26 protein-coding genes are annotated in these 23,586 nt (G+C 29.8%); all 26 read left to right on the top strand.

All coding sequences use genetic code 11. The features are described from left to right. The first annotated feature begins 32 nt into the window (after positions 1-32). The 26 genes from spoIIP (at position 33) to K8M07_RS10755 (ending at position 23,568) form a co-directional block, all read left to right on the top strand. Positions 33-1,211 carry a stage II sporulation protein P gene (gene spoIIP, locus K8M07_RS10880; protein WP_223378788.1) on the top strand — a complete coding sequence of 393 codons (1,179 nt, stop codon included), beginning with the start codon at positions 33-35 and terminating at the stop codon, positions 1,209-1,211. A 69-nt stretch (positions 1,212-1,280) separates the two neighbouring features. After that, entirely contained in the window at positions 1,281-1,829 is a 549-nt protein-coding gene (gene lepB, locus K8M07_RS10875) for a signal peptidase I (RefSeq protein ID WP_223378786.1), read from the top strand. A 391-nt stretch (positions 1,830-2,220) separates the two neighbouring features. Continuing rightward, positions 2,221-4,029 (top strand): translation elongation factor 4, encoded by a 1,809-nt coding sequence (gene lepA / locus K8M07_RS10870; protein ID WP_223378784.1) that lies wholly within the window; start codon positions 2,221-2,223, stop codon positions 4,027-4,029. Between the two features lie 127 nt (positions 4,030-4,156). Next, positions 4,157-5,302 (top strand): radical SAM family heme chaperone HemW, encoded by a 1,146-nt coding sequence (gene hemW, locus K8M07_RS10865; protein WP_223378782.1) that lies wholly within the window; start codon positions 4,157-4,159, stop codon positions 5,300-5,302. A gap of 118 nt (positions 5,303-5,420) precedes the next feature. Next, the gene (gene hrcA / locus K8M07_RS10860; RefSeq protein ID WP_223378780.1) at positions 5,421-6,464 is read left to right on the top strand and encodes a heat-inducible transcriptional repressor HrcA; all 1,044 of its coding nucleotides are present in this window, start codon (positions 5,421-5,423) and stop codon (positions 6,462-6,464) included. 63 nt (positions 6,465-6,527) lie between these two features. Continuing rightward, positions 6,528-7,073 (top strand): nucleotide exchange factor GrpE, encoded by a 546-nt coding sequence (gene grpE, locus K8M07_RS10855; protein ID WP_223378779.1) that lies wholly within the window; start codon positions 6,528-6,530, stop codon positions 7,071-7,073. Between the two features lie 24 nt (positions 7,074-7,097). Further along, the gene (gene dnaK, locus K8M07_RS10850) at positions 7,098-8,927 is read left to right on the top strand and encodes a molecular chaperone DnaK (RefSeq protein WP_223378777.1); all 1,830 of its coding nucleotides are present in this window, start codon (positions 7,098-7,100) and stop codon (positions 8,925-8,927) included. Between the two features lie 88 nt (positions 8,928-9,015). After that, the gene (gene dnaJ / locus K8M07_RS10845) at positions 9,016-10,140 is read left to right on the top strand and encodes a molecular chaperone DnaJ (RefSeq protein ID WP_223378775.1); all 1,125 of its coding nucleotides are present in this window, start codon (positions 9,016-9,018) and stop codon (positions 10,138-10,140) included. Between the two features lie 66 nt (positions 10,141-10,206). Beyond that, positions 10,207-11,172: a 50S ribosomal protein L11 methyltransferase gene (gene prmA / locus K8M07_RS10840; protein WP_223378773.1), complete on the top strand. Its 966-nt coding sequence runs from the start codon at positions 10,207-10,209 to the stop codon at positions 11,170-11,172. Between the two features lie 9 nt (positions 11,173-11,181). After that, positions 11,182-11,928, top strand: coding sequence for a 16S rRNA (uracil(1498)-N(3))-methyltransferase (locus tag K8M07_RS10835; protein ID WP_223378771.1), 747 nt, complete (start codon positions 11,182-11,184; stop codon positions 11,926-11,928). After that, on the top strand, positions 11,925-13,229 hold the full coding sequence (mtaB, locus tag K8M07_RS10830) for a tRNA (N(6)-L-threonylcarbamoyladenosine(37)-C(2))-methylthiotransferase MtaB (protein ID WP_223378769.1): 1,305 nt from the start codon (positions 11,925-11,927) through the stop codon (positions 13,227-13,229). The genes K8M07_RS10835 and mtaB overlap by 4 nt, the downstream gene beginning before the upstream one ends. A gap of 41 nt (positions 13,230-13,270) precedes the next feature. After that, positions 13,271-13,615 carry a histidine triad nucleotide-binding protein gene (locus tag K8M07_RS10825; protein ID WP_223378767.1) on the top strand — a complete coding sequence of 115 codons (345 nt, stop codon included), beginning with the start codon at positions 13,271-13,273 and terminating at the stop codon, positions 13,613-13,615. A gap of 113 nt (positions 13,616-13,728) precedes the next feature. Further along, the gene (gene rpsU, locus K8M07_RS10820; protein ID WP_223378765.1) at positions 13,729-13,911 is read left to right on the top strand and encodes a 30S ribosomal protein S21; all 183 of its coding nucleotides are present in this window, start codon (positions 13,729-13,731) and stop codon (positions 13,909-13,911) included. Positions 13,912-13,926: 15 nt separating this feature from the next. After that, positions 13,927-14,370, top strand: coding sequence for a GatB/YqeY domain-containing protein (locus tag K8M07_RS10815; protein WP_223378763.1), 444 nt, complete (start codon positions 13,927-13,929; stop codon positions 14,368-14,370). A 128-nt stretch (positions 14,371-14,498) separates the two neighbouring features. Next, on the top strand, positions 14,499-15,782 hold the full coding sequence (locus tag K8M07_RS10810; protein WP_223378761.1) for an NfeD family protein: 1,284 nt from the start codon (positions 14,499-14,501) through the stop codon (positions 15,780-15,782). Positions 15,783-15,784: 2 nt separating this feature from the next. Continuing rightward, positions 15,785-16,780 carry a flotillin-like protein FloA gene (gene floA, locus K8M07_RS10805; protein ID WP_223378759.1) on the top strand — a complete coding sequence of 332 codons (996 nt, stop codon included), beginning with the start codon at positions 15,785-15,787 and terminating at the stop codon, positions 16,778-16,780. A 12-nt stretch (positions 16,781-16,792) separates the two neighbouring features. Further along, positions 16,793-17,248, top strand: coding sequence for a hypothetical protein (locus K8M07_RS10800; protein ID WP_223378757.1), 456 nt, complete (start codon positions 16,793-16,795; stop codon positions 17,246-17,248). A gap of 80 nt (positions 17,249-17,328) precedes the next feature. Beyond that, complete coding sequence (gene yqfC, locus K8M07_RS10795; RefSeq protein WP_223378755.1) at positions 17,329-17,607, top strand: sporulation protein YqfC; 279 nt, start codon at positions 17,329-17,331, stop codon at positions 17,605-17,607. 11 nt (positions 17,608-17,618) lie between these two features. Further along, positions 17,619-18,824, top strand: a complete 1,206-nt coding sequence (gene yqfD / locus K8M07_RS10790) for a sporulation protein YqfD (protein ID WP_223378753.1) — start codon at positions 17,619-17,621, stop codon at positions 18,822-18,824. Continuing rightward, positions 18,821-19,789: a PhoH family protein gene (locus K8M07_RS10785; RefSeq protein WP_223378751.1), complete on the top strand. Its 969-nt coding sequence runs from the start codon at positions 18,821-18,823 to the stop codon at positions 19,787-19,789. Before yqfD ends, K8M07_RS10785 begins: the two co-directional genes overlap by 4 nt. A gap of 96 nt (positions 19,790-19,885) precedes the next feature. After that, positions 19,886-20,344, top strand: a complete 459-nt coding sequence (gene ybeY / locus K8M07_RS10780) for an rRNA maturation RNase YbeY (RefSeq protein WP_223378748.1) — start codon at positions 19,886-19,888, stop codon at positions 20,342-20,344. A gap of 18 nt (positions 20,345-20,362) precedes the next feature. Beyond that, entirely contained in the window at positions 20,363-21,067 is a 705-nt protein-coding gene (locus K8M07_RS10775; protein WP_223378744.1) for a diacylglycerol kinase, read from the top strand. A 19-nt stretch (positions 21,068-21,086) separates the two neighbouring features. Then, entirely contained in the window at positions 21,087-21,500 is a 414-nt protein-coding gene (locus tag K8M07_RS10770; protein WP_223378743.1) for a cytidine deaminase, read from the top strand. Beyond that, complete coding sequence (gene era / locus K8M07_RS10765; RefSeq protein ID WP_223378742.1) at positions 21,493-22,377, top strand: GTPase Era; 885 nt, start codon at positions 21,493-21,495, stop codon at positions 22,375-22,377. Before K8M07_RS10770 ends, era begins: the two co-directional genes overlap by 8 nt. 15 nt (positions 22,378-22,392) lie before the next feature. Continuing rightward, positions 22,393-23,154 carry a DNA repair protein RecO gene (gene recO / locus K8M07_RS10760; RefSeq protein ID WP_223378741.1) on the top strand — a complete coding sequence of 254 codons (762 nt, stop codon included), beginning with the start codon at positions 22,393-22,395 and terminating at the stop codon, positions 23,152-23,154. Beyond that, positions 23,155-23,568: a DUF4342 domain-containing protein gene (locus K8M07_RS10755; protein ID WP_223378740.1), complete on the top strand. Its 414-nt coding sequence runs from the start codon at positions 23,155-23,157 to the stop codon at positions 23,566-23,568. It begins immediately after the preceding gene. Positions 23,569-23,586: the final 18 nt, after the last annotated feature.

The raw sequence follows: 23,586 nt of genomic DNA, 5'->3' as shown, positions 1-23,586 counted from the left end.
ATGTATTGAATACTAACTTGAGGAGTGTTATTATGAAGGGAAAAAATATTAGAAATAACTATATAATTTTTGCATTAATATGCCTAATAGTATTCAATATAGGCACGTTTTTGATTAATGCAACTGGGGATGAATCAAATTTTGATTTAAATAATGAAGTAGAGACAGTATTCAACCAAGAACCATATTTTGAGGAACAACAGTTTTTTATTACACTTTTTAGTAGAACAAGCTCAATCATAAATTTATATAAAAATCAAAAAACAAAAATTGATAATTTTGAAGAATTTAGTTTAAGACAATTTTTAAGTGGTGTAATCAATGACTTTATGAGGTCTCAATTACCTGCAATATTGAATATTAGCAATAAATCAGGATTAGCAAATATAGAAGGATTAAATGAAGATAATATAGAAGATTATAAAAATGACCCAACTATAGTTGAAGATTTTATAATTATCGATGAGTTAGAGGAATATGAAGATCTGATAATTGTAAATGATTCAGAAGGAAAAGGTTCTCTTGAGAATGTACCGGAACCTTTAAATATTGAACCATTAAAAATAAATAAGCAAGAGCCATACGTACTAATATATCATACCCATGGCACTGAATCATATTCTTCTTTAGAAAATGATAAGCATCACACTGAAGATAGAGATTATAATGTAACTACAATAGGAGAAATTATTGCAGAAACATTGAAAAAGAATGGCCATAAGGTGGATCATGTTACCAAATATCATGATGTACCTTCATATAACCAATCCTATGCAGAATCTTTAAAAACAATAAAGGAAAAATTAAAAGAGAATAGTAATTTTAAAATTTTATTGGATATACATAGAGATGGTTTTGATCATAATGATATTAATGTGATGAATAATTTGGATAATCTTATAGACAAATCCGTAGTAAAGATTAATGGTAAGAATGTGGCTACCTTTTTTTTTATAATAGGTCCGGATTCACCAAATAAGGATGCGGTATTAAGTTTTGCTAAATATGTAAAGGTTGTAACTGATGTTCTTTATCCTGGTTTATGCACAGGAATTATTATAAAACCAATAGGGAAATATAATCAATTTCTCTCTAATTATTCAGCTTTGATTGAGGTAGGAAGCAATTTGAATACAGTAGAAGAAGCTAAAGAAACATCAAAGATACTTGGGGAAATATTAAGCATAGTTATTGACAACATACAAGATTAAAAATCTTTTTAAATATTAAAGAAAAGTGGTATAATAAGTATATATTTCTAGGAAGAGGAGGATTTGATTATGGACGAAGATAAAAATAAGAATACTAAAAGTGAAGCTTTTGAATGGATAAAAAGCATACTATTAGCTATTGTAATAGCCGTGTTGATAAAGACATTTATATTTAATACCACCTATGTATTAGGTAATTCAATGTATCCAACATTGCATGAAAAGGATAGACTTTTTGCAAATAAGGTATCTTTATACTTTTCAGAACCTGATAGAGGTGATATTGTTGTTTTAGAAGCACCAGATGTGCCAAATAAAGATTATATAAAGAGAGTTATTGGCGTTGCTGGAGATACAGTAGCAATTATAGATGGAAAAGTATACTTAAACGACGAGTTATTAGAAGAAGATTATATAGAAGAAGGAGCATATACTCATGTATATGAAGAAAACCATTGGGAAGTTCCTGACGAACATGTATTTGTCTTAGGTGATAATAGAGATGAGGGAGCAAGTAAAGATAGTAGATATTTTGGATGTGTGTCATTAGAATCAATTAAAGGAATAACAAGTTTTAGATATTTCCCTTTTAATAATAGATTTGGCAAGCTAGATTAGTATAATAATCATCATCTTTAGGAATAATAATTATGGTGATATTTCTTGTACACAAGAGTGGAAAGAAGAAAACAGTTGAAAAAACAAAAGAGAAAAATATTCTATAAATTTTTGATCATCATTTTTACTTTTTTATTATTTTATTCTGGAATAAAAATGGTAAATAGAAGTATTACTTACTTAGGTTATTTGGAGAATCCAACGATGTTTAGTGTGAATATTAAGGAAAGAAAATTAGAATTGTTTGGGAAAAGTTATTTTATTGACCTAAAAATATTGAAAGAGATAGACTGACAAAAGGCCAGAAATTACTGGTCTTTTGTTTTACTTTTAGGAGTGTTTTTGCTATAATTATTGTTTAGAGTTATGGAAACTTCTAAGGAGGAAAAATATGCAGAATATGAAATCTAAAAATATTAGAAATTTTTCTATTATCGCACATATTGATCATGGAAAGTCTACCCTTGCAGATAGATTAATAGAAAAAACTGGATTATTAACATCTAGGGAAATGCATAGTCAGGTTCTTGATAGTATGGATCTAGAAAGAGAAAGAGGCATAACAATAAAATTAAAGAATGTTAGATTAAATTATAAGGCTAAAGATGGAGAAGAATATGTTTTAAACTTAATTGATACACCTGGACATGTAGATTTTAATTATGAAGTTTCTAGAAGTTTGGCTGCTTGTGAGGGAGCTTTACTTGTAGTGGATGCAAGTCAAGGTGTGGAAGCTCAAACTCTTGCGAATGTTTATTTAGCACTAGAACAGGATTTAGAAATTGTACCTATTATTAATAAAGTTGATTTACCTAGTGCCAGGCCAGAAGAGGTTAAACAAGAAATTGAAGATATAATTGGTATTGATGCTTCACAAGCTCCTTTAGTATCAGCTAAAAAGGGTTTAAATATAGAAGCAGTATTTGAAGAATTGGTTAACAAAATTCCTGCTCCTAAAAGTGATGATAAAGCGCCATTAAAAGCATTAATTTTTGATTCATATTACGACAGCTACAAAGGTGTAGTTTCCTATATAAGAGTATTTGAAGGTACAATAAAACCCAATATGGAAATAAAGATGATGTCATCTAATAAACACTTTGAAGTAACAGAAGTAGGCATAACCACAAATAAACAAATTCCTGTAAAACAATTAAACTCTGGAGATGTAGGATATGTAGTGGCTAGTATTAAAAATGTAAAAGATGCAAGAGTTGGGGATACGATAACAGATTATAATAATCCAACTGAAACCCCTTTGCCTGGATATAAGAAAGTTATACCAATGGTATACTGTGGTATTTACCCAGCAGAAGGAGAAGATTTTAACACTGTAAGAGATGCTTTAGAAAAGCTTCAAGTAAATGATGCCAGTTTAGTATTTGAACCTGAAACATCTGTAGCTTTAGGTTTTGGTTTTAGATGTGGGTTTTTAGGATTACTTCATATGGAGATAATACAGGAAAGGTTGGAGAGAGAATTTGATCTGAATATAATAACAACAGCACCTAGCGTTATTTATAATGTAAAAACGAGTGAAGGAAAGATTTTGTCAATACAGAATCCAACTAATTTACCTGATCAATCAGAAATAGAGTACATGGAAGAGCCAATTGTATCTACGTCTATAATGACACCAACAGATTATGTAGGGGCAGTAATGGAGTTGTGTCAAGGTAGACGAGGAGTCTTTAAGAATATGGAGTACTTGGAAGAAACAAGAGTTACAATGTATTATGAATTACCATTAAATGAAGTGATATATGATTTTTTTGATGCTTTAAAATCCAAGACAAGAGGTTTTGCTTCATTGGATTATGAGCTTAAAGGATATAAAGAGTCTGAGTTGGTAAGATTAGACGTGTTGATTAATGGAGAGCTAGTAGATGCTTTATCTATAATAGTTCATAAGGATAAGGCATATGAAAGAGGAAGAAAAGTTGTAGAAAAGTTAAAAGAGGAAATTCCTCGTCATCAGTTTGCTATTCCTATACAAGCGGCAATAGGTTCTAAAATAATTGCTAGAGAAACAGTAAAAGCTCTAAGGAAAGATGTATTAGCTAAATGCTATGGTGGAGATATCTCTAGAAAGAAAAAGCTACTGGAGAAACAAAAAGAAGGTAAAAAGAGAATGAGACAGATTGGTTCCATAGAGGTACCACAACAAGCTTTTTTAGCTGTGTTAAAATATGACGAGTAAAAGCAGATGCACACCTAAGTGTGCATTAAATTTGCATATGATGCATATAAAAATATGATTTTTTATTGGATACATTAAAAGGTTTTTTCAGATATATTTTTAATAGAATTTTTTTATACAATAGAAGGTGAATTTGTTGAAGAAATTAGGAATATATATACACATTCCATTTTGCAGTAATAAATGCTATTATTGTGATTTTGTATCATTTCCTAAATTTAATAGTGAAATGGATAAGTATATAGATTATTTATTGCTAGAGATGGAGATATATAAGAAGTTATTAGATGAATATACAATAAAAACAATATTCATTGGAGGTGGAACTCCTTCGTATATAGATGAACAAATCATTGTAAAGATATTAGAATATATTTATAAAAATTTTGATGCAAAAAAGGTAGAAGAAATAACAATAGAAGCAAATCCTGAAACTCTTAATGAAGATAAGATAAATCTATATAAGCAAATTGGAATAAACAGAATAAGCATAGGCGTTCAAAGTTTAAGCGATAAACTTTTAAATGCAGTAGGAAGAAGGCATACAACTAAGGATTTTTTAAAAAGTTATGATTTAATAAGAAAAGCAGAATTTGACAATGTAAATATAGATTTAATGTTTGGATTACCCAATCAGACAGTAGATGATTGTATAGAGACATTGGAAGAGGTAATCAAATTGGATGTAGACCATATTTCATATTATAGTTTAATATTAGAAGAAAAGACATTGATGAATAGATGGTATAATAAAGGGAAGATAGTACTTCCGGATGAAGATATTGAAAGGCAAATGTATCATAATGGTATTAATTTATTAAAATCGAATGGATATAAACATTATGAAATATCAAATTTTGCTAAAGAAGGATTTGAGTGTAAACATAATTTACTATATTGGCAAATTGAACCATATGTAGGATTTGGTATATCTGCTCATTCTAATTTAAATAATAAAAGATTTTGGAATTATAAAAATTTCAAGGATTATTATAATATGCTAGATAAAAGATTAGCTCCTGTATGTGGAGAAGAAAAGATAGATAAGAAAATGGAAATGGCGGAGTATTTAATCATGGGACTTAGATTGATAGATGGTATAAACAAAGATGAATTTAGAAATAGATTTAATCAAAATGTAGAAGATATATATTATGATACATTGATAAAGCACCAGGAAGGTGGATTACTATCTATAGACGATGAAAGAATTAATTTTACAGCTAAAGGATTAGATTTGTCTAATATAGTATATGTGGATTTATTACCATAATAATTTGTTTTTAAAAAAGGTATTGACAAGATAGTTTGGTTTATGTTAACTTTAGATTAGCACTCAAAGATGTAGAGTGCTAACAACATCTATGACGTGAAAAGTTGAGGTGGCGAATATGTTGGATGAGAGAAAAATTAGGGTTTTATGTGCTATAATTGACAGCTATATAAGAGTAGCGGAACCTATTGGATCAAGAACACTATCTAAAGAATATGATTTAGGAGTAAGTTCTGCTACTATCAGAAATGAGATGTCAGATTTAGAAAACTTAGGATATTTAAATAAGCCTTATACTTCATCTGGCAGAGTACCTTCAGATAAAGCTTATAGATTTTATGTAAATAAAATAATAAATGCAGAAGAAATTCGAATGGATATAGAGAAAAAAGAGGAAATAAAAAAAATATTGACCAGAGAATCTAGAGAAATAGATCAATTAATTCAAAATTCTGCAAAGATATTATCAGCAATTACGAGTTATACTGCATTGGCTATATCACCTCAGATAAAAAAAATCAGATTAAAACATATACAACTAGTTCCATTATATGATAAAGAAATATTGGTGATCTTGGTTGGAGATTCAGGGATTGTCAATAATACAATGCTTAGAATGGATAAAAGTATATCAAGTGATCAACTAAATCAAATATCTAATTTTCTTAATAAAAAGTTAAAAGAGTTTACTATAGATGGACTAGAGGATTTAATAAAAGATGATATATTCAAAGATATGTATAAGTTCAAGGAAACAATAGATAGTGTTATACCGATAATCAGTAAATTACTTGAAGATATTAATGATATTGAAGTATACGCTGATGGGGTTACTAAAATATTTGACTTCCCAGAATATAGGGATACAGATAAAGCTAAGTCTTTTATTTCATTTATTGAGGATAAAGAACAATTAATAAATGTATTATTAAATGATCCTCTAAATAATGGAATAGAAATCACTATAGGGGATGAAAATATATATGATACAATCAAAGATTGCAGTTTAATAACCACTACTTATAAATTAGGTGATATGACTATTGGAAAGATAGGTGTTATTGGTCCTACAAGAATGGATTATCTAATGGTAATGAATTCACTGAAATTATTTTCATCAAATTTGACAGAAATATTTGATATGTTACTAAGCCAATGGTAGAGTGCATATTTTTATTTGCATTCAGAGATAAAATTATTGAAATAATATGCAAAGGGTGATCATATGGACAAGAACCAAGAAACAAAACAAGATGAAACAAAAGAAGAACAGGAATCCAGTGAAAATGTGATAAAAGAGGATAATGAAAATATAAAAGAAGATGAACTAATTAAAGAACTGGAAAAAAAGGATAATGAAATAGAGGAGTTAAATGATAGGTTTTTAAGATTGCAAGCAGATTTTATGAATTATAAGAATAGAGTTGAAAAGGATAAAGAGAATGTATATACTCATGCAACTGAGGATATAATGAATCAATTATTGCCCATATTGGATAATTTTGAGAGGGCTTTAGACAATATGGATAATGAGGATAGTTTTTATAAGGGAGTAAAAATGATATATGATCAGATATTAGATGTACTTAAAAAAAATGGATTAAAAGAAATTCAATGTGAAGGAGAACCTTTTGATCCTAATTTTCATCATGCGGTATTTGCTGAGGAATGTGAGGATAGAGAAGAAGGGACTATATTAGAGATATTGCAAAAAGGATATATGTTAAATGATAAAGTTATTAGACCTAGTATGGTTAAAGTAGTAAAATAAATAATTTTTTGAGGAGGAATTTATATGGGAAAAATAATTGGAATTGATTTAGGAACTACAAATTCATGTGTAGCCGTAATGGAAGGTGGCGAACCTGTTGTTATTCCAAATGCAGAAGGAAATAGAACTACTCCATCAGTAGCAGCATTTACTAAAGATGGAGAGAGATTAGTTGGAGAAACTGCAAAAAGACAGGCAGTAACTAATCCTGATAAAACCATAATATCAATAAAGAGAGAAATGGGTAGGGATTATAAAAAGACTATAGATGGAAAGGAATATACTCCACAAGATATATCAGCAATGATATTGCAGAAATTAAAGACAGATGCAGAAAGTTACTTAGGAGAGACTGTAACAGATGCAGTTATTACTGTACCAGCATATTTTACAGATAGTCAAAGACAAGCAACAAAAGATGCTGGTAAGATTGCGGGATTAAATGTTAAAAGAATTATCAATGAACCAACAGCAGCCGCTTTAGCCTATGGATTAGATAAAACTGAAGGACAACAGAAGATTATGGTGTTTGACTTAGGTGGGGGAACTTTTGATGTTTCAATTTTAGAAGTAGGAGATGGAGTATTTGAAGTTTTAGCTACTAGAGGAAACAATAAGTTAGGTGGAGATGACTTTGATCAAGAGATAATTGATTATATAGCCGAAGAATTTAAAAAAGAAAATGGTGTAGATTTAAGAAAAGATAATATGTCATTACAGAGGTTAAAAGAAGCTGCAGAAAAGGCTAAAAAAGAATTATCATCTACAATGTCATCAAATATAAATTTACCATTTATAACTGCATCTTCTGCTGGTCCGTTACATTTGAATATGGATATTACAAGAGCAAAGTTTGATGAATTGACTTCTCATCTAGTGGAAAAAACTTTGGAGCCAGTTAGACTAGCAATAAAGGATGCTGAACTTTCATCAAATGATATTGAAAAGATAATATTAGTTGGCGGTTCAACACGTATACCAGCGGTACAAGATGCTATTAAAAAACTAGTAGGCAAGAACCCACAAAAGGACATTAATCCAGATGAATGTGTAGCTATCGGAGCGGCAATCCAAGGAGGAGTGCTAAGCGGAGAAGTAAAAGATTTACTTTTATTAGACGTAACTCCACTATCCTTGGGAATAGAGACACTGGGTGGAGTAGCCACAAAATTAATAGAGAGGAATACTACAATACCTACTAAAAAATCACAAATATTCTCTACTGCTGCTGATAACCAAACTTCTGTAGATATTCATGTGGTTCAAGGAGAAAGAGAATTTGCTAAAGACAATGTAACTCTAGGAAGATTCCAACTTACAGGTATACCACCTGCACCAAGAGGAGTACCTCAAATAGAAGTAACTTTTGACATAGATGCTAATGGTATAGTGAATGTAAGTGCTAAAGACTTAGGCACAGGAAAAGAACAAAAAATTACAATTACTGCTTCAACAAATTTAACGGACGAAGAGATTGATAAGAAAGTGAATGAATCAGAGAAGTTCGCAGAAGAAGATAAAAAACGTAAGGAAGCTATAGAGATTAGGAACAATGCAGATTCTATGATTTATCAAACCGAGAAAACATTAAAAGAATTAGAAGGCAAGATTTCAGATGATGAGAAATCAAAAGTTCAAGGCAAGCTAGATGAATTGAAAAAGGCATTAGAGGGAGATAATACGGACGAAATAAAAGCAAAAACAGAAGAATTAAGCCAAGAGTTTTATAGTATATCTGAAAAGCTTTATAAGCAAGCTCAAGGGCAGCAAGGAGCCCAACCTGGTGAGAATAATAACGAAGAAGATGATGTAGTAGATGCTGATTATGAAGTAATGGATGATGATGAAGAATAAATCTTTGAAACCAAAGCTAAATTTCTTGGATTTAGCTTTGGTTTTTGATACACTAGGATAGAAGTAAATTTAAGGTGGATGATGTTAAATGAGAGATTATTATGAAATACTGAATGTATCAAAAGATTCTAGTCAGGACGAAATAAAATCTTCTTTTAGGAAATTAGCTAAAAAATATCACCCTGATCTAAATCCAGACAATAAAGAATCTGAACAAAGATTTAAAGAAATCAATGAAGCCTATGAAGTATTAGGTGATCCAGAAAAAAGAAGAAGATATGATACTTATGGTCATGCTGGTGTTAATGGTCAAGGTGGTTACAGTCAAGATTTTGGAGGATTTGACGATATATTTGATGATATATTTGATATTTTTGGTGGTGGATTTGGTCGAAATTCTTCAAAGGCTAGAAGACAAGGACCAGTTAAAGGAGCTAATCTAAGATATAACCTAAATTTGGAATTTAAAGAGGCAGTTTTTGGAGTAGAGAAGGAAATAAAGATTAGAAAATCAGAACCTTGTAAAACTTGTGATGGCACTGGAGTAAAACCAGGAAGCAGTAAAGAGACCTGCAATAAATGTAATGGTACTGGAGAACTACGATACACTCAACAAACTCCTTTTGGAAAATTTGTAAGAACAGCCACTTGTGATAAATGTAATGGTACAGGAGAGATAATTAAAGAAAAGTGTACTACATGTTCTGGAACTGGAAAGGAAACTAAAAACAAAAAGATTAAAGTAAAGGTGCCTGCAGGGGTTGACACTGGTTCTATCATCTCCATAAGAGGAGAAGGAGAAGCTGGAGAAAGAGGTGGTCCTTCAGGTGATTTATATGTTTATATAAATGTAAAAGAACATAGTATATTTAAAAGAGATGGAAATGATATATATTATACAATTCCAATATCTTTTGTAGAAGCGGCATTAGGGACTGAAATAGATATACCTACTTTAGAAGGAACAACTAAGTACACTATTCCAGAAGGAACCCAAACTGGAACCCAATTTAGATTAAAAAATATGGGAGTTCCTAATGTAAGAGGAATTGGTAGAGGAGATTTATATTTTAAAATAAAGGTAGAAGTGCCTGAAAGATTAACAGAAAGACAAAAAGAATTATTAATAGAGTTTGCTAAAGAGAGTGGAGAAGATATAACAAAAAGTAAAAAAGGATTTTTCTCAAAAATGAAGGATGCATTTGGAAATTAAACAATCACTCTATTAGAGTGATTGTTTTTAGATGTGGTATTTTTAGTTATTTTAGGGTATAATAGTGTGAGATTAAAAAAGGATGTGAAAGCTATGAAGTGGTCTGAAGTTCAAATCAAAACTACTACGGAAGCTGAGGAATTAGTGGCCAATATTATGTATGAACTAGGAGTTACAGGATTAGCTATAGAAGATCCAAATGATATATTAGCCTTTCAACAATCAGAAGAAGATTGGGATTTTATAGATCCAGAGCTTATCAAACAGGATTATGAAGGAGTTATAATTAAAGCCTATTTCCCAGAAAATGAGAATCTATTAGATAAAATCGAATTGGTAAAAGATAATATTGAAAGAATTCCTTATAAAGAGAATGGTAAAAGTTTAGGCCAAGTAACTGTAAGTGAAGTTTATGAAAAGGATTGGGCGGAAGCATGGAAAAAATATTATAAACCTATTAAAATTGGAGAAAAAATAGTAGTAAAACCTGCTTGGGAAGGGTATGAACAAAAAGGTAATGAAATAGTAATTGAACTTGATCCTGGGATGGCTTTTGGTACTGGAACTCATGAGACGACAACTCTATGTATAGAGGCATTAGAACGGTATGTAAAAGAAGATAGTATAGTTTATGATATAGGCTGCGGAAGTGGAATATTGAGCATCATAGCAGCAAAATTAGGTGCAAAAGATATAGTTGCAGTAGACCTTGATGATTTATGTATTAAGGCTTCTAATGAAAATATTAGATTAAATAAAGTTGAAGATCGAGTTAAGGTAAGAAAGGGAGACTTGTTTGATAATATTTCAGGTAAAGCTGATATAATAGTATCTAATATTATAGCAGAGGTTATTATGGATATGGCAGAAGACATCAAAAAATATCTTACAGACCATGGAATATTTATTGCATCTGGAATTATTGATGAGAAAACAGAGAGAGTTAAAGAAAGATTAATTCATTGTGGATTTAAAATTTTAGAAATAAAGGTCATGAATAATTGGGTATTAATAGTGGCTACTAAAGAATAAGGTGGATATATGAATAGATTTTTTGTAGGTAGCAAGCAAGTAAAAGAAAATATAATTGAAATTACTGGAAAAGATGTTAAACATATTAAAAATGTATTACGATTAAAGCCTAAAGATACAGTAGAAATAATTTCTGAGGGTAAACATTATACCTGTCAAATTTCAAATATATTTTCTGATAAAGTAGAGGTTTTAATATTAGACAGTTATAATGGCAAAAATGAATCTCCAATTGATATAGTACTCTTTCAAGGAATTGCTAAGGGAAGTAAGATGGATTTAATCATTCAAAAGGGCACTGAAATAGGAATAAAGGAATTTTATCCGCTAGTTACTAAAAGAACAGTCGTGAAAATTAAAGATAGTAAGAAGGAAAAAAACAAGATAAATAGATGGAGTAATATAGCTGAAGAAGCTTCTAAACAGAGTAAAAGAGATATAATACCTTTAGTTAATAATGTTGTTGGTTTCGATAAAATGATAGATATATTAAAGGAAGAAAAGAATATAATAATACCTTATGAAATGGAAAATTCATATGGATTAAAGAAAGCATTGAAGAAAATTAGAGGAGAAAGAGTTAATCTAATTATTGGACCTGAAGGAGGATTTGAAAAAGAAGAAATACAGGCATTGAAGGATATAGGAGGACAAGTTATAACTTTAGGAAATAGAATTCTTAGAACCGAAACTGCAGGTATAGTTACAGCTTCTATTATTTTATATGAGCTTGGAGATTTAGGAGTGATTATGTGAAAAAAGTAGCATTTTACACATTAGGATGTAAAGTAAATCAATATGAAACAGAAGCTATGGAAGAGATGTTTGAAAAGAGAGGATATGAAATAGTAGATATCAATGAAAGGGCAGATGTATATATAATAAATACATGTACTGTGACCAACTTAGGAGATAGAAAATCAAGACAGTTTATTAGAAGAGCTAAAAAAATAAATAACGATTCAATAGTAGCAGCAGTAGGTTGTTATTCTCAAGTAGCACCAGAAGAAGTTGAAGAGGTTGAAGGTGTAGACATAGTTATTGGAACTACTGATAGAGATAAAGTGGTAGAGCTTTGTGAGGAAGCTAAACGTGAAAATAAAAAGATAAATATTGTTAAGAATCTGAAAGGACATAAAGACTTTGAAAATTTAAATATTGAGGATGTAAAGTCTAAGACACGAGCTTATATAAAAATACAGGATGGATGTAATCAATTTTGCAGTTATTGTATTATTCCCTATGCTAGAGGGCCTATAAGAAGTAGAAAACTTGATGACATATTAAAAGAGACTAAAAAATTAGCACAGGCCAATTTTAAGGAAATTATTCTTACCGGAATTCATATAGCATCATATGGTAAGGAATTAGGTAACATCAATTTGTTAGATGTTATAAAACAGGTAAGTAATATTGATGATATAGAGAGAATTCGTTTAAGTTCAATGGAACCAACGTTTATAGACGAGGATTTTATGATGAAAGCAACAAAAGTAAAAAAATTATGTGATCATTTTCATTTATCCTTACAAAGTGGAAGCAATACTGTGCTAAAGAGAATGAACAGAAAATATACTGTCGATGAATATAAGAAAACGGTAGATTTAATAAGAAAGTATATGCCAGATGCTGGTATTACTACTGATATAATAGTAGGATTTCCAGGCGAAACCGAAAAAGAATTTAAAGAGACTTATGATTTTGTAAAGAGCATTGGCTTTTCTAGAATCCATGTATTTAAATACTCTCCTAGGAAAGGAACACCGGCAAGTAAATCAAAGAATCAAATCAATGGGAAAATTAAACATAGTAGAAGTGAAATATTAATAAATTTAGGAGATAATCTAATGAGTAATTTTAACGATCGTTTTATTGGTAAAACTGTAAACGTTCTTTTTGAAGAAAATAAAGATGGAGTTTTTGAAGGATATACTACAAATTATATAAGGGTGAAGGCTGAAACAATAGAGGATATCCAAGGAAAAATATTACCTGTAAAAATAACTGGAAAAGAAAATGATATTTTAATAGGAAAAATAAAGGGATTATTGCATTAATATAGAATATAATAGATATAAGAATGTGAGGAGGTGAGAAGGTGACTGATTGTATATTTTGTAAAATAGTAAGTAAGGAAATCCCATCGGAAATTATATATGAAGATGATAAGCTTATTGCCTTCAAAGATATAGATCCCCAAGCTCCTGTGCATATAATAGTGATTCCTAAAAAACATATAAAGTCTTTAAATGAGTTGGATCAAAATGACTCTACTTTGATAGGACATATATTTCTTACCATAAAGGAATTGGTGAAACAGTTAGGAATTAAAGAAAAAGGTTATAGAGTTGTGAATAATTGTGGTGAACTTGGAGGTCAAACAGTTCCTCATATACATTTTCATGTACTGGGAGATCGCAAATTTTCATGGCCGCCGGGTTAAAATTTAGTTGCATAAATTTTAAACTTAATGTATAATTGTTTCGTGATATATTCTGTTTACCATAGACAGCATGGGAGCACTCTTGGTAGTTGAAGAGGGGAGGGAAGAATCCGATGTCAGAAATAAAAGTTAGGGACAATGAATCTCTTGACAATGCACTAAAAAGATTTAAAAGACAATGCGCTCGTTCAGGTGTTCTTAAAGAATATAGGAAGAGAGAACATTATATGAAACCAAGTGTAAAACGTAAAAAGAAATCTGAAGCAGCTAGGAGAAAAAAAACTAAAAGATATTAGTGAGAAGGTGAATTTATGTCTTTGAAGGACAAACTTATAGAGGATTTAAAAAGCTCTATGAAAAATAAAGATTCTATAAGAAAAAATACTATTACTATGGTTAGAGCTGCTATAAAGCAAAAAGAAGTTGATAAGAGAATAGAATTAGACGACGAACAGATATTAGAAATCATATCCAAGCAATTAAAAGAAAAGAGAAATGCAATTGAGGATTTTGAAAAAGGAGAAAGACAAGATTTAGTCGATTTAACTAATAAAGAAATTGAAATTTTACTTGAATATTTACCTAAACAGTTAACAGAAGAAGAGATTAAAGAAATTGTTAGTGAGACTATAGATGAAGTGAATGCTAAGTCCATGAAGGATATAGGATTAGTGATGAAATCTGTAATGTCAAAGGTTAAAGGAAGAGCTGATGGCAATACAGTTAATAAGATAACTAGACAAATCTTAAGATAAACCTGGGATCAATTTTTATCCCAGGTTTTTTATAACATATAATGAAGTATAACTTTTATTTATTGTATTATCCTTAGGGTATTAATATAATAATGGTATTAGTATAATAGAGGTAGGAGGTGAGTATAGTGAAAAGAAAGACCGTTGTAATTTTGAGCTTATTAATTATTTTACTTTTTAATGGAATTGTTTTCGCACAGGATAAAGAAAATGTTTATGTTGTACCAATTAAGGGAGAGATTAACCAGGCTACTTATAATTTTTTAAATTCAACCTTGACTAAAATTACGAGGGAATCACCTAAAGCAATAATTTTTGAGATAGACACTTATGGTGGAGTAATTGATTATACAGAAAAGATCAAAAATTTGATTATGGATTTAAATGTACCTACTATTTCATTTGTTAAAAATAAAGCAGAATCAGCAGGAGTGTTAATAACAATTTCAAGTGAGAAAGTAGTAATGGCAGAGAGCTCTACTATTGGTTCAGCAGAGACTATACCGAATACAGAAAAGGTATTGTCTATGTGGAGAAGTTTTTTAAGAAATGCAGCTGAACAAAGAGGGAGAAATACTCAGATAGTAGAGGCAATGGCAGATTCAGATATATATATAGAGGGTATTTCTGAAAAAGGGAAATTAGTAAACCTAACTAGTAGTGAAGCATTGAAGTATGGAATTGCTGATTTTGTATCCAATGACTATGCAGAATTTCTTTCCTATTTTGATATTTCGTATAATAACATTGTAAAAATAGAAGAGAACTTGGAACTAAAATTTGCTAGAATGTTAGCTAGTCCTCAGATGAATACTATATTACTAACGATAGCATTTGTAGGTTTGGTAATAGAAATATTTACTCCTGGTTTTGGAATTGGAGGGATCATCAGTATAATTTCTTTTGGCTTATTCTTTGCTGGTAATATAATGGTGGGGAATTCTCAATGGACATCTTTAATAATTTTTATTGTTGGTTTAATACTTCTTATTATAGAAGCTATAGCTCCAGGTTTTGGATTACCAGGGATATCTGGTATAATATTAATTATTGTAGGGATAATATTAGCAATGGGATCGTTGCAATCAGCTCTTATGTCATTAAGCATATCTATTATAATAACTGCAATAATTACTATAATATTAATAAAGCAAGGACATAGAAGTAAAATTTTAGATAAGGTTATATTATCAACAAACCAAAAAGATGAGGATGGATATCTAAGTTCTTCAACCAGGACAGATCTTTTAGGTAAAGAGGGAATTTCTGTTTCGGAACTTCGTCCTTCAGGGATTATAAAAATAGATGATAATAGATTAGATGCATTATCTGATGGAGGGTTTATTCCCAAAAACACTAAGATTAAAGTGGTGAAGGTAGAAGGATCAAAAATAATTGTTAGGAGGTTATAAGTATGGAAGGGTCGATTATTTTTACAGTTGGTATTGCAATATTGATAATTATATTAGTAATACTATTTTTTACTTTTATACCTGTTGGGTTATGGATTACAGCGTATTTTTCTGGTGTTAAAATTAAGATTAGTACCTTAATAGGTATGAGGTTAAGAAGAGTTGTTCCATCGAGAATAGTAAATCCTATGATTAAAGCTACAAAAGCAGGATTATCATTAGGAGTAGACAAATTAGAAGCACATTATCTTGCAGGTGGAAATGTAAATACTCTTGTTGACGCTTTAATTGCAGCCCAAAGGGCTAATATTGAGTTACCATTTGAAAGAGCCGCGGCAATAGACTTAGCAGGGAGAAATGTACTAGAGGCAGTACAGGTAAGTGTAAACCCTAAAGTTATAGAAACCCCCCAAATTGCAGCAGTAGCTCAAGATGGCATTGAAGTTATTGCAAAAGCAAGAGTTACAGTCAGAGCAAACATCGAAAGACTAGTAGGTGGTGCCGGAGAAGAAACTATTATTGCAAGGGTAGGCGAAGGTATAGTTACTACTGTAGGTAGTTCAGATGCACATACAGATGTACTGGAAAATCCAGATTTAATATCTGAAACTGTACTGGAAAAGGGTTTAGATTCAGGAACAGCTTTTGAAATATTATCTATTGATATTGCAGATGTAGACGTGGGAAGAAATATTGGTGCAAAACTTCAAACTGAACAGGCAGATGCCGATAAGCGTATTGCACAAGCTAAAGCTGAAGAAAGAAGAGCTATGGCAGTAGCTAAGGAACAGGAGATGATAGCAGAAGTTCAAGCTATGAAGGCTAAAGTAGTAGAAGCAGAAGCAGAAGTACCTCTAGCTATAGCAACGTCTCTTAAAGAAGGAAATATAGGATTTATGGATTATTATAATATGAAGAATGTGTTGGCAGATACTGATATGAGAAATTCAATATCTAAGATGGCTGGTGAAGAAGATAGAGAAGATAGAGAAGAATAGGGGGATTATAAAATGTTCCCAAATACTATATTTATTTTTATTATTGTAATTGTATTAAATATTATCACAAAAAGTATAAGTGATAAAAAACAAATTGAAATGGCTAAGAAGAAAAGAAAAAAACAATTAATGAATCGGGCAAATACACCTCAAGCTACAGTAGTTCCTTTAAATAAAGAAAAGCAAACTATTACAAGAGATGAAATGGAAAATTCATTCCAAAAAGAGGTTAAGTCTAAAGAACCAGAAAGAACTGAAAGCGAGAATATATATCATGAAAAACCTTTCAAAGATCAGTATTCTGATGATGACCGAAAAGAATCATTAATTGAAAAGAAAAAAAACAAAAACAGAAAAGGTTTATCACATTCAATGTTAAAATCAAAAAATGACATTGTAAAAGGCATAATATATTCTGAAATATTATCAGATCCTAAAGGCCTTAGAAATCAGAGAAAAAGCATATAGTAACCTATATGCTTTTTACTTTTTACTCTGTAATACTCATATTACATCAGGCATAAAATTATTACAGAGGAGGTATATCAATGGATAATAAAATGGAAAATTTTAAATATAATATTTCAGAAGCATTGGAATTACCTAAAGACATAGTATTAGATTTGCCTAAGATTATTATGGTTGGAAATATTCAGCTTAATATCTCCAATCATAAAGGTATTATAGAATATACACAAGAAATTCTTAGAATTAACTCAAATATAGGGGTAATTAAAATATCTGGGAATAATTTAAAATTAAAAACGATTCTTTCAGAGGAGATAATTGTAAGAGGAAATATTGAGGGAATACAAATAATCAGCTAAGGGGTGTGAAGATGGAAACTATAAAAACATGGAATTTTTTCAGGGGATATGTTATTATTAGAGTTGAAGGACTGACTTTAGAGAGGTTTTTAAACTTAGCTGCAAACAATGATATATATCTTTGGGATATCAATAGAATAGATTATACATTATTGGAAATGAAAGCAACTATAGATGGTTTTAAAGCTTTAAAAGAAGTTGTAAAAAAAGTAGGTTGTCGAACTGAGATTGTAGATAAAAAAGGATTACCTTTCATTCTTTACAAATTAAGATATAGAAAGATGTTAGGACTTGGATTTGTAATTTTTCTATGTATAATTATCTTTCTATCTTCTTTAATTTGGCATATTGAAATTATTGGGAATGATAAAGTTAAAACAGAAGATATAAGATCAGTGTTAGAACAAGAGAATATAAAAAAAGGTATAATAAAATATAAATTAGATAAAGATTATATAGAATATTTATTGTTAAATGAATTTGATATTTTTTCTTTTCTATCCGTAGATATAAAAGGAACAAAGCTTATAATAGAAGTAAAAGAACAGGATTTACCTCCAGAAAAAATTGATACTGATACACCTTGTAATATAATTGCTTCTAAACGAGGTGTAATAGAAAAGGCCATTGCAAGAAATGGAAAAGCAGTAGTTAAAAAAGGAGATGTTGTAGACAAAGGTCAAACCCTCATTACTGGAGTAATTTCTGACGAATATTCTGAAGAACAGATATTTGTGCATGCAGAGGGAGAAGTATTAGCAAAGACAGTATATTCACAAATAATCAATGAACCTATAATAAAAACTATCGAAAAAGAAACAGGAAGAGTATATGAGAGACGTCAATTGAAAATTGGCAATAAAGGAGTTCAATTTTTCAAAGGAGATATTCCTTATAAGGATTATATTGAAAGTGTTAGAGAAGTAAAATTATTTGATATCGACTTGAATTTACCAATAAAATTATTGGTTCATGAATATAAGGAAGTGAAAAAAGAAGAAATAAAACAAAATATAGACTTGTTGAAACAATCAAACCATATTAAAGCTGTAGAAGAGTTAAATAAACAATTATCATCTGGCGCTCAAATAGAATCTAAGGATGTAGGACATTCAATTAAAGATAATGTGCTTTCAACTCATGTAGTTATAGAAGTAATTGAAGATATAGGAGAAAAAAGTATTATTGACTCAAATTATAAGGAGGATATAGATTGAAGAAAGACAAAAAATATGAAAGACAAATATTTATCGAAGATAATCAGCTAATACCTGAATTATTTGGTAAATTTGATGAAAATCTTAAAATAATTGAGGAAGAATTAAATATAGAAATGATTCTAAGGGAAGATAAAATAGTTGTAGTTGGAGATACACTTTCTGTAGAGTTAGGCGAAAGATTAATTCATAAATTAGTGGAGATTATAAAAGCTCAGAAAAGATTAACTAAACAAGAACTAAGATATACTATACAATTGATACTTGAAGGGAAAGAAGAAAAAGTAAAAGATCTTTTAAATGATGTTATTTGTATTACTGCTTCAGGGAAGAGTATTAAACCTAAAACTTTAGGTCAAAAAAGATATGTAGATGGTATTAAAAATAATGACATAGTATTTGGAATAGGTCCAGCTGGAACAGGCAAAACTTATTTAGGGATGGCGATGGCAGTAAACGCATTTAAAAACAAAGAGGTAAGAAGAATTATCTTAACAAGACCCGCTGTAGAAGCAGGAGAAAGTTTAGGTTTCTTACCTGGAGATTTACAAGAAAAAGTAGATCCTTATCTTAGACCGATATATGATGCATTATTTGATATTTTAGGATCGGATACTTATTCTAAATTAATGGAAAAGGGGCTTATAGAAATAGCACCTTTAGCTTATATGAGAGGTAGAACATTAGACTCTGCTTATGTAATATTGGATGAAGCACAAAATACTACTAATGAACAAATGAAAATGTTTTTAACTAGATTAGGATTTGGTTCTAAAGCAATAGTAACTGGAGATATAACACAAATCGATTTATCTAAAGGTAGATCTTCAGGCTTAGTTACAGTTTCAAAGATTTTGAAAGATGTAAAAGGTATAGATTTTGTTAATCTATCTAAAAATGATATCGTTAGGCACCCTTTGGTACAGAGAATAATAGAAGCATATGAAAAACATGATAATCATTGATTGTCTCTTTTTTATCATAAGGCAAAATAGGATAAATTATATGATGGCCCGAATATCTGATTCAGATTTGTCTAGCGAAAAAGGAGATGCTTAAAAATGGAAGTATTTATTGTTAATAGACAAGATAAAGTGGAATTAAATGAGAGTATATTCAGATCGATAAAAGATGCAATAAGAGAATCTTTAATTTTGGAAGGTAGATCTTTAGACTATGAGATCAGTGTTTCTTTTGTGGATAACGATGAGATTAGAGAATTAAATAAGAATTATAGAAATATTGATAGTGCGACAGATGTATTATCTTTCGTTATGGAAGAAGATGACGACAATTTAATTCCAATAAAAATGTTAGGCGATATTGTAATATCTGCTGAGATGGCACTTAAACAATCCATTGAATATAATCATTCTTTGCTTAGAGAAATAACATATTTGTCAGTCCATAGTATGTTTCATCTACTAGGATATGATCATATGCAACAAGACGAAGCTAAGATTATGAGGAATAAAGAAAAAGAAGTGATGAAAAAATTACATATATTAAAAAAAGGATAGGGGAGATTTCAACAAATAATGAAGAAATCAAAAAATCTTATCGAAAGTTTTAATTATGCTGTAAATGGAATTATATATGCTTTAAAAACTGAAAAAAATTTAAGAATTCATTTTTTAATTGCAACTGGTATTATTATAATGAGTTTGTTTTTTGATTTTACGAGAATCGAGCTTATAGTACTATTTGTTTCTATAACTCTTGTATTATTGGCGGAGATGATAAATACAGCAGTTGAAAGAACAATAGACATATTAACAAAAGATTATCATCCATTAGCTAGATTAGCAAAGGATTTAGCTGCTGGAGGAGTATTAATTGCTGCTTTTAATGCTTTAGTAGTTGGATATTTGTTGTTTTTTGACAGGCTTAATCCTATTACACATTTAGTATTGTTCAAAATGAAAAATTCTCCCATTCATCTAACTTTTATAGCATTAGTATTAATTATAGTATCAACCATTGGGATTAAGGCAATATGTTATAAAGGAAAAGGAACACCTTTTCAAGGTGGTACTGTTAGTGGACATTCAGCTGTATCTTTTTGTATAGCTACTATAATTGCATTTGTTGCAAACAATATGTTAGTAAGTACACTTGCATTTATTGTAGCATTTCTTGTAGGCGAAAGTAGAGTTGAAGGTAAGATACATTCCATACTTGAGGTAATATCTGGAGCATTGTTGGGGATAATAGTGGGAATTTTAGTATTTCAGTTAATTTAAGATGAAAGGAGTATTAATAATGGATAAAAAGAAGTTAATAAGCGAAGCACTAATAGCACAAAAGAAAGCGTATGTTCCATATTCAAAATTTAGAGTAGGTGCTGCTTTATTGACAGAAGACGATAAAATATTTACCGGATGTAATATTGAGATAGCTTCATATTCGCCAACTTTATGTGCAGAAAGAACAGCTATATTTAAGGCTGTATCAGAAGGCTATAGAAACATAAAGGCTATAGCTGTTGTAGGAGATTCAGATTTTACATATCCATGTGGAGTATGCAGACAGGTGATAAGGGAATTTGGAAAAGATGCTATAATAATAATTGCTAATTCAGAAGAAGATTATAGAGAGTATAGATTAGATGAATTGTTACCTTTCAGTTTTGGACCAGAAAATTTAGATGAAGATAAGGAGCGTAGAAATGTATAAATCAGGATTTGTAACTGTTATAGGTAGACCTAATGTAGGAAAATCTACACTTTTAAATAAAATAATTGGAGAAAAGATATCGATTATATCAGATAAACCTCAAACCACCAGGAATAAAATTCAGCTTGTATATACTAAACCAGAATATCAAGTTGTATTTTTAGACACACCAGGAATTCAAATGCCAAAAAATAAACTAGGTGAGTACATGCTTAAAATTTCAAAAACAACCCTAGAAGAAGTTGATATAATTACATTTATAGTAGATGAAAGTATTAAAATTGGTAAACTTGATAATTATATTATAGAAGAGTTAAAAGGAATAAAGACACCAATAATCCTTATTATAAACAAGATCGATAGGATAAGTAAGAAAGAGGTTAATCAATTAATTGATATGTATAAAAAGATAAATATGTTTCAACATATTATCCCTATATCGGCAATCAATGGAGAAAATATAGAAACATATTTAGATGCTATAGAAGAACTTTTACCTGAAGGTCCTCAATATTTTCCTGAAAATATGATTACAGACCAGCCAGAACGTTTTATAATATCTGAAATAATACGAGAAAAAGCTTTGGAAAATTTACAAGAAGAAGTTCCACATGGTATTTTTGTGGATATAGAACAAATAAATACGAGGGAAGAAAAAGACTTAATTGACGTACATGCTGTAATATATTGTGAGAAGAAATCTCATAAAGGCATAATTATAGGAAAACATGGAAAGATGTTAAAAAAAATTGGGAAAAGTGCAAGATTGGATATAGAAAAGTTGTTAGGTAGTCAAATTAACCTTCAATTATGGATAAAGGTAGAAAAAAATTGGAGGGAAAAAGAAAACAAAGTTAAATATTTTGGATATAAGTAGAAAGGTTGCATTATCATGTATACTAAAACAGAAGGAATAGTTTTAAAAGAGTTGCGTTTCAAAGAAACTAGTAAAATATTGACCATATTAACTAAGAAACATGGAAAAATTCACGCTATGGCAAGAGGAGCTTATAGACCGAAAAGTCAACTGATAAGTAATACTCAACCTTTTTCTTACAATTCTTATTATTTTTTCAAAGGTAGAAATTTTTATTATATAAATCAAGCTGACATAATAGATTCATTTTATTCTATTAGAGAAAACATTAATAGAGTAATGTATGGTTCTTATTTATTGGAATTAACGGAAGTTTCAACTTTAGAAGGGGAAGAAAATGAAAAATTGTTCTTATTATTAAAAAAAGGATTGACTGTTCTATCAAGTTTGCAAAAAGATTTTATAAAATTTATATTAGCTTACGAAATAAAATATATTTCATTTTTAGGCTACAAACCATTTTTAGAAGGTTGTGTAATTTGTGGGAATAAGGATTTAAAACATTTTAAGTTTAGTATAAATCAAGGAGGAATAGTTTGTTCTAATTGTGCGCCTATAGAACCTTACTGTGAAAATATGGATTTCAAAATGCATAAAGCAATTGAAAGATTGTTATATACTTCCTTAGATAGATTATCTACAATAAAAATTCCAGTAGATACTATGTTTAAACTGCATAAGATCATGGTAAAATACATATTAAATAAGATAGAAAGAAATCAGTTTAATTCATTAAATATGTTGGAATCAATGAGAAATAATGATGGAGGGATATAAATGGATATTACATTAGAGAAAGTTGACAGTGTAGTTGCAAGAACAAATGTGACTTTTGAAGAAGCTAAAAAAGCTTTAGAAAAGACAAATGGCGATGTATTGGAGGCTATTGTCTATATAGAAACACATGAGACTAATTGGACCGATGATATATCTGATAGAGGACAAGAGATGATTGATAAGGTAAAGGAAGTTTTAAGAAAAGGAAATGTTACAAAGATTACTGTAACAAAAGATGGGGAAAAGATAATGAATATACCTATAACTGCAGCAGCCCTAGGTACAGTCATTTCGGCTCCTTTAGTATTAGTAGGATTAGGTAGTGCTCTTTTATCTAAATGTACAATCGAAATCTTAAAAGAAGATGGAGAAATAATAAATATAAACGATTTGATATCAAAACAGATAGACTAGTATAATTCTTTTATTAAT

Origin of the sequence: Schnuerera sp. xch1 (assembly GCF_019931165.1) — a bacterium.
Lineage (GTDB): Bacteria > Bacillota > Clostridia > Tissierellales > Tepidimicrobiaceae > JAIOUP01.
This window is presented reverse-complemented; position numbering and strand designations above follow the sequence as displayed.